The following is a 12,570-nucleotide window of genomic DNA, read 5'->3' as shown; positions in this document are numbered from 1 at the left end:
CGTCATGTTTACCGCGCGCCGGCGGCGGTCGCGCTTCCGACGGAGATGGCGGCTTTCGCGTCTTTGATGCCGGCCTGGATGTGGGTATCCCAATCGAGATGCGGAATCGGAGATTTCTCCGCAGCCTGGTAAAGTGCGAGTGCGTCCTGCGGGCGATTCAGTTTCTTCAGACAAAGTCTGGCAGCGCTCAGCTGCGCAGTCAGGGCCTGCCGGTCGGTGGGATAACTTTGCGCGAGTTGCTCGTACTCGGATAGTGCGCGGTCAAACTCCTGGAGTTCTTCCGCTCCTTTGCAGAGGTCGAGCCAGGTGGCAGCCGGCATTTTCGTCCCGCCGGTGTCGATGAACTCCGCATAGTCCTGAAACGCCGCTTCGACTTCGTGCTGCCGCAGATGGATGGAGCAGGTTTTGACCGTCGCTTCGAGATAATCTTTGGTGTTAGCTTGCCGGGTGTGGAGTTGGCGCAACATGTTCCAGGCGTCGAGCGAGTTGGGCTTCACCGCGACGTAGTTCGTGAGGAGCGGCAAGGCTTCGGCGAGCTGGCCATGCTCCATCATGGAAGTCGCCTGTTCGAGCTCGGCATCATTCGTCCAGCCGATTTGTTCTTCGATGGCCTGGTTCGCTTTCTGCTCGAGTCCGGAATGCTGGATGGCCAGCGCCGCCAACGCTCCAAATAGAAATCCGCCCACATGCGCCCAGTGGGCCACGCCGCTGTTGTTGCCGAGCAGCGAGCCGTAGAAGATTTCAACGAAGAGCCACAGCGGCAACAGCCAATAAGCCGCGGCTTTGAAGCGATAGAGCTTGAAGATGAACAGCCATGCCATCTCGATCTTCATCTTGGGGAAGCGCACAAGAAATGCTCCCATTAAGGCCGCTACCGCCCCGGATGCGCCCAGCGTTGGCGTGGTACTGCCCGGGTTTGACCAGGCATAGAACTGAAGCGCGGCCGCTCCGGCCAGCAGATAGAAGACCGAGTAGAGCCAGCGTCCCCAGACATCTTCCAGAACAAATCCGGCGAGCCACAGGAACCACATGTTGCCGATGAGGTGCAGCCAGCCGCCATGCAGAAAATTCGCCGTCAAGTAACTCATGGCTGTCGGATGAGCCGGAACGAAAGCGTACTGCTCGGTGATCGATACTTTCGCAAGGCTCACAAGTTGCGTGTTGAGCGAGTCCATCTCAGCCTGAAGCTTCGACGTATCCTCCATCATTTTGATCTTGGCGTCGTAGGAGTCGATGATGTCGCGATAGGGGTTCTGCACGTGCTTCCACTGCTCGGGATGGCTTCGTTTGAAGCCATCGACCAGTTGCTCCGATTCGGCAGGCATTTTCAATTCAGGATGCGTAGCTGCGAGAATCAGAATGTGCGACTTGACCTCGCCCAGCTGCGGCGACTGATCGTCGATGGCGGACATGGTGAAAAGAAAAACCGCGGTATTGATGGCGATGAATGCGAGAGTAACGACGGGCCACCGCCGGGCCGCCATGTTTTCGTGCTTGATAGGAATCAACATCACTTACGTTCTTCGCAAACGCCGACACATCTGCGCAGTGTAGTTTCGGGCGAAGTTCATTTATAGATGACGGGCGGTCGTGGCCAATCTTTAGTAACCAGAGGCGGGCGTCGGACGTCAGACCTCGGACCTCAGACGTCGGACTTCAGCCATCCGATCCGGCTACAAACAATGTAAGCGTAGATCCAGATTCCTTACGACTGCTCGGAATAACAAGCAACCAGTTGCGGGTGAGCACTGAGGTCCGAGGTCTGAGGTCCGACGCCCGACGCCCGACGCCTGCCGCTGAGAGCCGGAAGCCGCATCGCTGCGCTATACTTCCCAAACCACCCAGCTTTACACCGAGGATTTTCCGCATGGCTGTTGGCGTTCGCACGCAGGATTTGCACAAGGTTTACAGCTCATCTCCACCGCTCGCCGCGGGCGGAGGCATTACGATGCGCTCCGATGCCAAGGGCTCGAAGCAGCCTAAGGCGCAGATTCCTGCGCTCGACGGGTTATCGCTTGAGGTCAAACCGGGAGAGATTTTTTGTCTACTTGGACCCAACGGCGCAGGCAAGTCGACCACGGTCGGAGTGCTGACCACGCGGGTGCGGCCAACTTCCGGCCAGGCCTGGATCGGCGAGCACGACGTTTGGCAGGAGCAGGCGAAAGTTAAGCGACTGATTGGCGTAGTGCCGCAGCGTCCGAACCTGGACTTTTCTTTGACCGCGCGCGAGATTCTGGTTTTTCACGGCGCCTACTTCGGACTGGGCTCCAAAGCAAGAAACGACCGCGCCGATGCGCTGCTCGAAAAATTTAAGCTGACCGAGCGCGGCAATCAGATGGTGCGCGGATTTTCCGGCGGCATGATGCAGCGGCTCTCGATTGCGCGGGCCATGATGCACGATCCGCAGGTTTTATTTCTCGATGAGCCCAGCGCCGGCCTCGATCCGCAAACTCGCATTCTGTTGTGGGAGATCATTCGCGAATATCACAGTGAAGGCAAGACGGTGCTGCTCACCACTCACAACATGGAGGAGGCAGATGCGCTCTGCCAGCGGCTGGCCATTGTCGACCACGGCCACGTGATTGCCCAGGGCACGCCATTGGAGTTGAAGGCGTCAATCCCTGGAGGATTTCTGTTGCGGCTGCGCTTCGGGAACCAGTCGGCGGAGTTGCTCGAGCGGCTGAAGTCATTAGCGGGAGTGCGCGAGGTGCGCTCCGCCGATGACACCGGCGTTGATATCTATGCCGACCGCGGCGGGTCGCTCATTTCCGAAATTGCGAATCTGGCGGCGAGCACGGGAGCGGAATTGTCCGACGTGCACATTTCCGAGCCCAGCCTGGAAAATCTTTTTCTGCACCATACCGGAAGGAGCCTGCGCGATTGAACTGGAAAACATTTTTTGCCATGCTCGGGCGCGACGCGCATGTGGCGCGGCGCAACGCCATTCAACTTTTCATGCAAACCTTCCTGCAACCGCTGTTGTTCGTTTTTATCTTTGGCAAAGTGATGGTGGGCAGCGGATACATGCCGGAAGCTTATAAAAGTCTGCTGCTGCCGGGTATTATCGCCATCAGCATGACCTTCACGGGAGTCTGGGCAGTGGCCATGCCGCTGATCGCCGAATTTCAATGGACGCGCGAAATCGAAGATCGCCTGCTCGCGCCCATCAGCAATGGTTGGATTGCCATCGAGAAAGTGATCGCCGGGATGTTGCAGGCGCTGGTGGCTGGGCTGGTCGTGATTCCGCTGGCGTGGCTGGTGCTGGGGCGGGGAGTCGAGATCAGCATGGGAACTCCGCTGACTTTTGCCGTGATCATCGCGCTGGTTGCTGCCTTTTCCGCCTGCGGTGGCTTGGCGCTGGGATGCAGCATGGACCAGCAGCACATCGGCCTGATGTTCAGCCTGGTCATGACGCCGATGATTTTCTTTGGCTGCACGTATTATCCGTGGAGCGCGCTGCAAAAATTCCCCATTCTGCAAAAGGCGGTGCTCATTAATCCACTGGTGTACGCCAGCGAGGGGATGCGCGCGACCCTGGCGCCGCAGTTCTCGCATTTGCCGGTTACGGCGGTGATCCTGGCGCTGGTTTTCTTTGACATTCTGTTGCTGATGGTGGGGCTGCGGCAGTTTGAGAAGAAGGCCGTGACGTAGCGCGTAACTCAAACTACCGGAGGCAAAATGCACTTACGAATCTCTGTGGTCGCGGCTGCAACCATGTTGTTGTCCGCGATGTTACTCGTCCCAGCGCACGCAAAGCAAAGTTACTGGGCATCGGCCGATGATCGGACCGCAAAATATATCATCGAGATGGAACGCAAGTGGGCGGAGGGCGTATGCGTCAATAACGGCGTAGTCGCAGGCCTGCTGGCCGACGATTTCCAAGGGACGTCAACTACCGGTGCGCGCTTCACAAAGGCGGATGAACTGAAAGACGAAAAGAGCAACCACACTGCGCACGATTGCGGACTTGATGAAGCCAAAGTGCATTTCTTCGGAGACAGTCTTGCCGTTGTCTATGGCCACGAACATGCCACAGGCAAAGACAAGTCAAAGCCGAACGCAAAGGTTTGCCAGGTGTGGACCGATACGTGGCTCAAACAGGGCGATACCTGGCGGATCATCGCCTCGCAAGACAATCGAGTGGAATGTCAGTAAGCACAGCATCGTTACTGCTGGGCGGATTTCTTCTCGCTGGATACGCGCTCGATCGTCATGCCAAACTCGCCATAAGGTCCGTGATTTTTCAATTGAATCGTATTGCCGCTGACCGTCCCCTCATGCTCGATCGAATTGCCGTTGACAGTTGTTTTGAACGAAATCTTGTCCGCGTTCACTTTACCGTCGCTGATTGACCGCGAGAACATGGGCGATTCCTCTGTTCCCGTCAGGACTTGCCCATTCGCCTTGAAAGTGTAGGTCACGGTGACGGACCCATTCGCCGTGTTCATTGTTCCTTGCCAGCGTCCGTCGATAGCGGCCTCTTGTGTTGCCGACATGGCGAAGACTGCCACAAAACAAACTATGGTAGCTACCATCAACCCGTGTCGAATCATTTTCACTCCTCCTTTTAAATGTTTGCTCTTGAACGGCCCAGCATTCACGCTTTGTGACCGGATAATCCATTGAGACACCGTCGACGGGAGAAATGTTTCCAACCATTCCTGCTGTTCCGGTCATCGTAAGTCTGCAAAGGAGATTGCTGTGTTTCTTTGCAAGTTGTTCGGCGTCTATCTGTTCCTCGGTTCCTGGTTCTTTGCCTTTGCCCAGACATCCAGCTCCAATGTGCCTCGGCAAGCTGGTTTCCTGTACGCCTCCAGCCAGCAACAGGGCAACATACCCGAGTTGGCGATTGAGCCACAAAGCGGCAAGCTGAAACTCCTCAGCTTCCAGGGAAACCAAGGCAGCATCTGGCCCAACATCGTCAACACGCCGAATGGCCGCTATCTTTACGGCGGGACTGCCCCGTTCCAGGGATATGTCGTGACCCGAAATATCGGCCACCTGATGGCCATCCCAAATATGCCGACCGTCACCGTCGATCAGCTTGCGGCGAATGCAACCGGCCGCTACCTGCTCGTAAGCGACACTTCCTCCAACTTGCTGAGCTATAGCATCGACCAGACCAGTGGCGCCCTGACGTTGGTAGACACGGTTGCGAATGGCTCCGCACCCAAAGCTCCCCTCATCACCGATTCGACTGGGAAGTTCGTCTACGTGGGCTTTGCGAACTCGATCGCAGCCTACGCTTTGGACCTCAGCAGCGGAAAATTGACTGCGATTCCCGGCTCGCCATTTCCTTCCGGAGCGAATTCGCTGTTTGCAGTCTCCCGTCAGCATCTTTATGCGATGAACTTCGACCAGACCATTTCCGGATTCACCGTGGACGAAACTACGGGGGCCCTGTCTGCCATAACCGGCTCTCCCTGGTCCAATCCCAATCAGCAGGGAATTGCCGCCGATCCGGTGCACAACCTGGTATTCACTACGAATACGGATTTCTTTCAGGGAGACACACAGAATGTGGTCACCCTCTTTGCTGTGAATTCGAAGGGATCGCTCAGTCTTGTCGGCAGCTTTGGGCAGGGATATATCTTTGATCCCTATGCGGTCCTGGCGGACCCTTCAGGCTCGTTCCTATATGTTTCGGACCTGAGCCAGAACAGTTGTGCTTTCGACGCCTGCGTGGGAGCGGTGGCATCTTTTCAGATCGACGTCACCACACACAGCCTCAATTTCGTTGGTAACGTTTGCGCCAGCTGCGATCCCTACGACAACACAGAAGGGCTTGCCCTGGGACGGTAGCCATCCTAGTCGGCCGCTAATTCCAGCGTGGCCGTGCCGCGCGAGGGCTTCTTCAGGAACGCGGTGCGCTCCATTTCAAACGATTCCAGATTTTCTCCCAGGGCGTGCTCGTTCCAGCCCAGCACGGCGCCGATGCGGGCGGCGGCCTCGCGGCTACAGGATTCCGACCAGCAAGCGCCCAGGGCGACCGGGGTTCGGCGCAGCAGAATGTCGCCCAGAGTTACGGCGAACTCATTGCGATACCCTTCCACCACTTCGGCGACGATGTGCGAGGTATGGGGACAGATGGGCGCTCGCAGTTCCGCGCTCACTAACGCCATGCGGGCAATGTCCATGGCGCGCGGGCCGTGCCACTCCATCAGGCCGCGGGCGGTTTCTTCGCTGACCGATCCGGCGCGAGCGATGTCGATGACTTCCTGATCGAGCATGGGATCGAGCGACGCGGCCGCTCCCATCGCAATCATTTTTGGTTCTGCGACGGAGAGCCCGATCTTGCGGGCGCACTCGCGGGCCAGAGATGCGGCCGTGGTCAGCTTGCCGCCAATTACTGAGATCAGCCGCGCAGCTCCATCCGGCGTGTGGTCGTGCAGGAAATGTCGTCTCGTCACCGCCGAAGCCGCGTTCCCCGGCGAGTTCGGCAGGGGCCGTACACCGGCGAAGGCATATTTGATGTCGTGTGCTGAAATTTTCGCTCGTGGAAAAAGCTTGGCGACCGTGCGAAACAGGTATTCGATTTCTTCGTTGGAGGGCGCGGCCTTCGACGGATCGCCGGTGTCGGCAACTTCTGTCGTGCCCACCAGCACCTGTTCATTCCACGGCAAAATAAAAATCGGACGGCGATCGGCCGCTTCGGCATAGAGCGCCGCGTTCGGAGCCCCGGGAAAGCGCGGAAGAACGATGTGCGATCCGCGCACGCCCCCCAGCATCGGCTTGCCGGTGCGCACCGCGGAGCGCTGGCAGACGCGGTCGGCCCACGGACCGCTGCAATTGATGATCCACCCGGCTTCGACGCGCTCGTCTTTACCGGAGATGCGATCGCGCAGCAGCACGCCGCGCGCCCGGCCGTGCGTCACATCGACCGCGACGGCTTCACAATGATTACGGACGACCGCCCCCGCCTCGGCAGCTTCCAACATCCACTCGGCGACCAGGCGCTCGGGGAACTCGCACTGCGCATCTTCGTAGTTATAGATCGTCCACTTGTGGCCGGCATCGAGGGCGCGCTCCACGCGCTTCAATTCCATTTCGCTCAGGCCGGTGGAGTTCTTTTTGGCAAGGCGCTGATAGAGCCACAGGCCGGCCCGTACTTTCATGGCGCTGCGCTGGCTCTGCTCATTGAGCAACAACAGAAAGTGCACCGGATGCACCAGGTGCGATCGCTCGCGCAGCAGGCGCTCGCGCTCACGCACCGACTCGCGCACCAGATCGATTTCGCCATGCTCCAGATAGCGCAGGCCGCCGTGAATGATGCGAGTCGATCGGCTGGTAACGCCCGAGGCAAAGTCATTCTGCTCGATTAGCAGGGTACGTTTGCCGGCGCGGGCGCATTCGCGGGCTACAGCCACGCCGTTGATGCCGCCGCCAATGACCACGGCGTGGAAGTTCTGGCCATCCAGAGTGGGTCGAGGTTTGATGGCTAAGCTCATGCATTTAAGCTAGATGCAGGCAACGGCGGCAGGAATAACTGCGGCGTCGCGAACACGTTAACGCACTTTCATTGTGCGCTCGCCAGTCAAGGATAGTGAAGGTAACGATAGGACAGTCGAAGTCCGGTGGGCGCCGGTAACAAAAGTAACAAGAATCGGGGATCAGCGGTCAGTGCTCAACCGGCTCAATATTGACGAAGACGCCACCAACCACTAATCACTGCCCACCAATCCCTGACCCTGATTGCACTATGCGGTCTTCCGCAGTGGTTCGGCCGACTCGGCGAAGAGGCGAATCATTTCGCGATTGAAGGCCGGGATGTCGTCCGGCTTGCGGCTGGTGACCAAGCCCGCATCGCTGACTACTTCCTTGTCCACCCAGGTCGCGCCCGCGTTCTTCAAATCCGTTTTGAGCGACGGCCACGAGGTGAGCGTGCGCCCGCGAACTGCCCCCGCTTCAACCAGAGTCCAGGGGCCGTGGCAGATCGCGGCCACGGGTTTGCCGGCGTCGGTGAACTGTTTCACAAACGCAACCGCCTTGGGATTCATCCGCAATTGGTCGGGATTCATCACGCCGCCGGGCAGCAGCAGAGCGTCGAACTCCTGTGCATTTGCCGAGTCCAGCGCGACATCGACATCTACTTCCTTTCCCCAATCTTTGTGATTCCATCCTTTGGCTTTTTTCCCTGCAGGCGAAACGACCTTGGTAGTCGCTCCGGCGTCGTCGAGAGCTTTCCTCGGTTCCAGCAACTCCGATTGCTCGAAACCGTCTGTCACTAGAATGGCCACTTTCTTTCCCTGAAGATTACCGGCTGTCATTCGTGTTCTCCTTTAAGTAAGTAATGGTGATGAATGTGACGCTTGCATGATGAGCAGAGAGACAAGGAGGCCAAGTTAGGATGCCGGTCGATCATGAGTGGTTGGCGTTGGCTTGTGTGGAGCGGGCATTCTGCTCGCCGTTTTTGATCATGATTTGGATTCGATCCTTGCAAGCCAAATCGAAGTCAAAAGGAGCGGGCAGGAGTGCCCGCTCCACGCGCCCCGCGCCTCCATGCATTGCCTCTGGCCTCGACCGTCATTTACATTGGTTTCCGCATGCCCACGACAGGAGAACGTTTCGAGCGGGCGGTCGCCATCATGGATCGTCTGCGCGCCCCCGGCGGTTGCCCGTGGGACCGCGAACAGACTTTCGATTCCATCAAGCCCTACACGCTCGAAGAAACTTACGAAGTGCTGGAAGCGATTGACAATCGTGACTGGCCCGAACTTGCCGGCGAACTCGGCGACCTGCTCTTGCAGGTCCTCTTCTACGCAGAGATGGCAAAAGAGCAGGGTTCGTTTTCGATTGATGACGTTCTCGAACGTTTGTCGACCAAACTTATTAACCGCCATCCTCATGTATTCGGGGATGTGAAGGCTGAGACTTCCGCCGACGTCAGGCGCAATTGGGAAACACTCAAGCTGGAAGAGAGGAAGGCGCGGCAAACGAATACAATGGAAGGAGATGTCGCGGCGGCAAAGGGTGCGAAAAACTCCATCCTCGCGGGCGTTTCTTCGGCGATGCCGGCGCTGCTTGAGGCCTCCAAACTCAATTCGCGGGCGGCGCAAGCAGGATTCGACTGGCCCAATGTCGAGGGCCTGTTCGATAAGCTGACTGAGGAGACGGACGAACTTCGCAACGAACTTAAAGCGTTTCCTGAGCCCGGACCGAGGCCGCAGGGTCGCGGTGTGGCGGGATCGGGTCGCGCGATTATTTCAGAGGCCCTGCAATCTCGGCTGGAAGAAGAAGTTGGCGACCTGTTCTTTGTGCTAGTGAATCTTGCGCGCTATCTCTCCGTCGATCCCGAATCCGCACTGCGGAAAACCAACCGAAAGTTCAAGCGCCGCTTTCAGTGGATGGAGGCGCAACTGCATGAATCTGGGCGCTCGGCCGAGCAGTCGTCGATGGACGAATTGGAGTCGCTGTGGCAGCGGGCCAAAGCGGTCGAAAAATCGGAGAAGCCGGAGTGACCTCCGAGTCAGTCGTAGTTCGGCGTTGCCATGGGATCGAGGAGTTCCACGCCTGCGTTGCGTTGCAAAGAGAAGTGTGGAATTTCACCGACGCGGAGCTGGTGCCGCTGCGCATGTTTGTAGTGGCCGATAAGGTTGGCGGCCAGGTGATGGGCGCGTTTGACGAAAACGTCGGCGGAGAGATGGTGGGCTTTGCGCTCTCCGTGCCGGGAACGCGCAGCGGACATGTATATCTGCATTCGCATATGCTGGCGGTGAGAAAAGATCATCGCAACGGAGGCCTGGGGCGGCGGTTGAAACTCTTGCAACGCGAGGACGCGCTAGGGCGCGGAATTGAGCTGATCGAGTGGACGTTCGATCCCCTGGAAATTAAGAATGCGTATCTGAATCTTGAGAAGCTGGGTGCGATCGCACGGCGCTATAACATCAACCAATACGGCATCACGTCGTCGCCCTTACAGGGAGGGCTGCCGAGCGACCGCCTGATCGCCGAATGGTGGCTGAAATCGAAGCGGGTCGAGACATTGCTGGCCACGGGAAAAAATCCTGCGGCCGCCGTGGAATCGAGCATCGCAGTGCCGGCGCAAATCTATGAATGGAAAGCCGCACCCGAGACCCGCGTGAACGCACAACAGGTACAGGAGCGCAACCGCGAACAGTTTCTTCGCGCGTTTGCCCAGCGACTCGCAGTGCTGGGTTACGAGCGCGATGCCGAGGGAAACGGCAAATTCTTGCTGGGACGGTGGGACGAGAAGTGGTCATACGCATCGGAAGGCTGAAAAGTAGCGCCGCCGTCCCGGCGGCTGTCGTGGCGGCGTCTCGCCGCCACTTGCGCGGGCGATACGACCTCGCAACAGCCGGCAAGATGCCGGCGCTACAAATCCAACTATGAAAATTGAAGCCATTACACTGCGCGAAATCCGCATGCCGCTTGTCCATTTTTTCGAGACAAGCTTTGGCCGCACCCATAGCCGCCGCATTTTGCTGGTCACGATCCATAGCGAGGGCGTCGACGGCTGGGGCGAGTGCGTGGTCGGCGAAGACCCCTTTTATAGCAGCGAATGGATCGAGAGCGCGTGGCCGACGCTAACGCGGTATCTGATTCCCGCGCTGCTGGGGCAGCGCATCGATTCTGCCCGCGAGTGCCCGGCACTATTTGCCAAAGTCCGCGCTCACCGCATGGCCAAGGCCGGGCTCGAAAATGCCATTTGGGATGCAGAAGCCGCGCAGAAGCAGTTGCCGCTCTGGAAGTTGCTGGGTGGCACGCGCCGCGAAATTCACTGCGGCGTCTCGATCGGCATTCAGGATTCCGTGGAACAACTGCTGGAAAAGATTCAGACGGAATTAGCCGCCGGCTACCGCCGCATCAAAATCAAAGTCAAGCCAGGATGGGACATCAATGTCCTGGAAAAGATCCGTTCGCGCTGGGCTGACATCACTTTGAGTTGCGACGCGAACTCCGCCTATACGCTCGACCAGGTCGAGCACCTGCGCAAGTTCGATCAGTTCAATCTTCTGATGATCGAGCAGCCGCTGTGGAATGACGACATCTACTACCACGCGCGGCTCCAGAAAGAATTGCGCACTTCCATTTGCCTGGACGAGTCGATTGTGAGTGTGCGCGGGGCCGCCTTTGCGGTCGAGACCAGCGCTTGTCGCATCATTAATGTTAAAGTCGGGCGAGTTGGCGGATTCTCTGAGGCGCTGAAGATTCACGACCTCTGTCAGGCGCACAATATTCCCATCTGGTGCGGCGGAATGCTCGAAACCGGCATTGGACGCTCGCAAAACATCGCGCTTTCCACCCTCGAGAACTTCAGCCTGCCTGGCGATGTTTCCGCGTCCAAACGCTATTGGAAAGAAGACATCATCGAACCGGAAGTTGAAGTCTCGCCGCAGGGGATGATCGCGATTACGGATAAGCCGGGAACCGGTTACTGCGTCAAGCCGGATTTGATCGAAAAGCTGACCGTCCGGAAGGAAACATTCTCATTCTCCTCTATGAGTAGCGAGTATTGAGCAGCGAGTACCGAGAACAATTCCAACGGATTAAAGTTCTCATGGATTCTCCCGCTGATGGGTACTCTTTTCTATCGCGGTATTTCTTTCGTTTCCCGCGCGCGCATTTTCGGTCCCGTCCAGGTTCTGCGCCAACTTCACCTTTTCGTTCTGCAATATTTCGACGCCGCGCGCAAACGGCACATCGTTCGGCAATCTTTGAAAGTCAGTGAAGACTTCGTCCGAGACGATACTCAGATTCTTGATCAGGAGAATCTTGCCGTTCAAATTCAAGCTCAGGTGGGTGATCTCCCAGAATCCGTCACCCACGTCGGCTTGCTGAACCCGGAAGTGTCCGCCCTGGTTGAGACGCCCGAAGATTCCCCAGCCGAAAGTTACATCTTCAAACAACGTTCCGTCGATGCTTGCCAGCCGCTTGGCTCTGGGATCAATCAGTACATACCCTTGCATGCCCGCCAGCACTTGTTCCACACGCGTAGGGGGAGTGTATGAAGGATTGGGGCTGAACTTGAGTCGTACCAATTGGTCGCCTATCTTTCCCAGTCCGTCCGTGCTGTTCTCGGTGCCGGCATATTCGTAGCGAAAGGCATCGGGCAAAGCTTTCACAATGCACAGAGTGTGTTGCGCTTCCTCTTTCTCGTGAGCCTCTTTTTTTTGAAGTTGTGAGGGACTGTTGGCCAGCGACGCGACGTGATCGAGTTCCGCACGTTCCCTCTCCGGCGAAAGCGGCCGATCATTCTGTCCGATCGCGATGGTGGCCAGAGCCTCGTTCGCTTCCACATAAATTCTGCTCTCTGTGCCTTTCGCGGTTCGCTTGCGCGACCGGAACATGAATTTGATGGCCGTACTGTTGGCTGCCGCTACTTCGTTCGCCACCACTGCGCGCACCAATTCGTTGGGAGGTATGTTCGGCGCTTGAGCCCAGAGGGGGATGCTGGCTGCAAGGATAGTTAGTACCGCGAATATGCTCCGCAAACCCCTGCTGTTGCAACCAGGGGTCTGCGACATAGATCCGGCGCGAATTGCCTCGAAAGGGCTCATTTGTAAGTTAGTTCGCATGCTGGCTACCGAAGGTTGCAGCGAAGCGACGCCT

12 protein-coding genes are annotated in these 12,570 nt (G+C 57.7%); 7 read left to right on the top strand and 5 right to left on the bottom strand.

Going from position 1 to position 12,570, the window contains the following annotated elements; genetic code table 11:
- Positions 1-8 precede the first annotated feature (8 nt).
- Positions 9-1,511, bottom strand: coding sequence for a rhomboid family intramembrane serine protease (locus VGM18_09155; GenBank protein ID HEY3973159.1), 1,503 nt, complete (start codon positions 1,509-1,511; stop codon positions 9-11).
- Between the two features lie 356 nt (positions 1,512-1,867).
- Between VGM18_09155 and VGM18_09150 the strand changes: the two genes are divergently transcribed.
- The 3 genes from VGM18_09150 to VGM18_09140 are packed head-to-tail and all read left to right on the top strand — an operon-like array spanning position 1,868 to position 4,155.
- Positions 1,868-2,884: an ATP-binding cassette domain-containing protein gene (locus VGM18_09150; protein HEY3973158.1), complete on the top strand. Its 1,017-nt coding sequence runs from the start codon at positions 1,868-1,870 to the stop codon at positions 2,882-2,884.
- Positions 2,881-3,651 carry an ABC transporter permease gene (locus tag VGM18_09145; GenBank protein ID HEY3973157.1) on the top strand — a complete coding sequence of 257 codons (771 nt, stop codon included), beginning with the start codon at positions 2,881-2,883 and terminating at the stop codon, positions 3,649-3,651. Before VGM18_09150 ends, VGM18_09145 begins: the two co-directional genes overlap by 4 nt.
- A 27-nt stretch (positions 3,652-3,678) precedes the next feature.
- Complete coding sequence (locus VGM18_09140) at positions 3,679-4,155, top strand: nuclear transport factor 2 family protein (GenBank protein HEY3973156.1); 477 nt, start codon at positions 3,679-3,681, stop codon at positions 4,153-4,155.
- An 11-nt stretch (positions 4,156-4,166) separates the two neighbouring features.
- Here VGM18_09140 and VGM18_09135 read toward each other — a convergent pair whose 3' ends face one another.
- On the bottom strand, positions 4,167-4,553 hold the full coding sequence (locus tag VGM18_09135) for a hypothetical protein (protein HEY3973155.1): 387 nt from the start codon (positions 4,551-4,553) through the stop codon (positions 4,167-4,169).
- 148 nt (positions 4,554-4,701) lie between these two features.
- Between VGM18_09135 and VGM18_09130 the strand changes: the two genes are divergently transcribed.
- Positions 4,702-5,802 carry a beta-propeller fold lactonase family protein gene (locus VGM18_09130; GenBank protein HEY3973154.1) on the top strand — a complete coding sequence of 367 codons (1,101 nt, stop codon included), beginning with the start codon at positions 4,702-4,704 and terminating at the stop codon, positions 5,800-5,802.
- 5 nt (positions 5,803-5,807) lie between these two features.
- Here VGM18_09130 and VGM18_09125 read toward each other — a convergent pair whose 3' ends face one another.
- Together VGM18_09125 and VGM18_09120 are read right to left on the bottom strand one after the other, a co-directional pair.
- Positions 5,808-7,448, bottom strand: a complete 1,641-nt coding sequence (locus VGM18_09125) for a glycerol-3-phosphate dehydrogenase/oxidase (protein HEY3973153.1) — start codon at positions 7,446-7,448, stop codon at positions 5,808-5,810.
- 249 nt (positions 7,449-7,697) lie between these two features.
- Positions 7,698-8,267: a type 1 glutamine amidotransferase domain-containing protein gene (locus VGM18_09120; protein HEY3973152.1), complete on the bottom strand. Its 570-nt coding sequence runs from the start codon at positions 8,265-8,267 to the stop codon at positions 7,698-7,700.
- A gap of 204 nt (positions 8,268-8,471) precedes the next feature.
- On the opposite strand from VGM18_09120, the gene mazG reads away from it, so the two are divergent.
- From mazG to menC, 3 genes are all read left to right on the top strand, one after another.
- Complete coding sequence (gene mazG, locus VGM18_09115; protein HEY3973151.1) at positions 8,472-9,458, top strand: nucleoside triphosphate pyrophosphohydrolase; 987 nt, start codon at positions 8,472-8,474, stop codon at positions 9,456-9,458.
- The gene (locus tag VGM18_09110; protein ID HEY3973150.1) at positions 9,455-10,237 is read left to right on the top strand and encodes a GNAT family N-acetyltransferase; all 783 of its coding nucleotides are present in this window, start codon (positions 9,455-9,457) and stop codon (positions 10,235-10,237) included. The genes mazG and VGM18_09110 overlap by 4 nt, the downstream gene beginning before the upstream one ends.
- A 109-nt stretch (positions 10,238-10,346) precedes the next feature.
- Complete coding sequence (gene menC / locus VGM18_09105) at positions 10,347-11,477, top strand: o-succinylbenzoate synthase (protein ID HEY3973149.1); 1,131 nt, start codon at positions 10,347-10,349, stop codon at positions 11,475-11,477.
- Positions 11,478-11,516: 39 nt separating this feature from the next.
- Here the strand turns inward: menC and VGM18_09100 are convergent, their stop codons facing one another.
- Positions 11,517-12,353, bottom strand: coding sequence for a hypothetical protein (locus tag VGM18_09100; protein HEY3973148.1), 837 nt, complete (start codon positions 12,351-12,353; stop codon positions 11,517-11,519).
- Positions 12,354-12,570 lie beyond the last annotated feature (217 nt).

The sequence above is a fragment of the Candidatus Sulfotelmatobacter sp. genome, assembly GCA_036500765.1.
GTDB lineage: Bacteria > Acidobacteriota > Terriglobia > Terriglobales > Acidobacteriaceae > Sulfotelmatobacter.
The sequence above is the reverse complement of the archived record's forward strand: the minus strand, read 5'-3'. Positions and strand labels throughout refer to the sequence as shown.

Coding starts and splice junctions, on each gene's coding strand:
- VGM18_09120 (HEY3973152.1), bottom strand. CDS start 8,267: ATGACAGCCGGTAATCTTCAGGGAAAGAAAGTGGCCATTCTAGTGACA.
- VGM18_09125 (HEY3973153.1), bottom strand. CDS start 7,448: ATGAGCTTAGCCATCAAACCTCGACCCACTCTGGATGGCCAGAACTTC.
- menC (HEY3973149.1), top strand. CDS start 10,347: ATGAAAATTGAAGCCATTACACTGCGCGAAATCCGCATGCCGCTTGTC.
- VGM18_09150 (HEY3973158.1), top strand. CDS start 1,868: ATGGCTGTTGGCGTTCGCACGCAGGATTTGCACAAGGTTTACAGCTCA.
- VGM18_09155 (HEY3973159.1), bottom strand. CDS start 1,511: ATGTTGATTCCTATCAAGCACGAAAACATGGCGGCCCGGCGGTGGCCC.
- VGM18_09140 (HEY3973156.1), top strand. CDS start 3,679: ATGCACTTACGAATCTCTGTGGTCGCGGCTGCAACCATGTTGTTGTCC.
- VGM18_09135 (HEY3973155.1), bottom strand. CDS start 4,553: ATGATTCGACACGGGTTGATGGTAGCTACCATAGTTTGTTTTGTGGCA.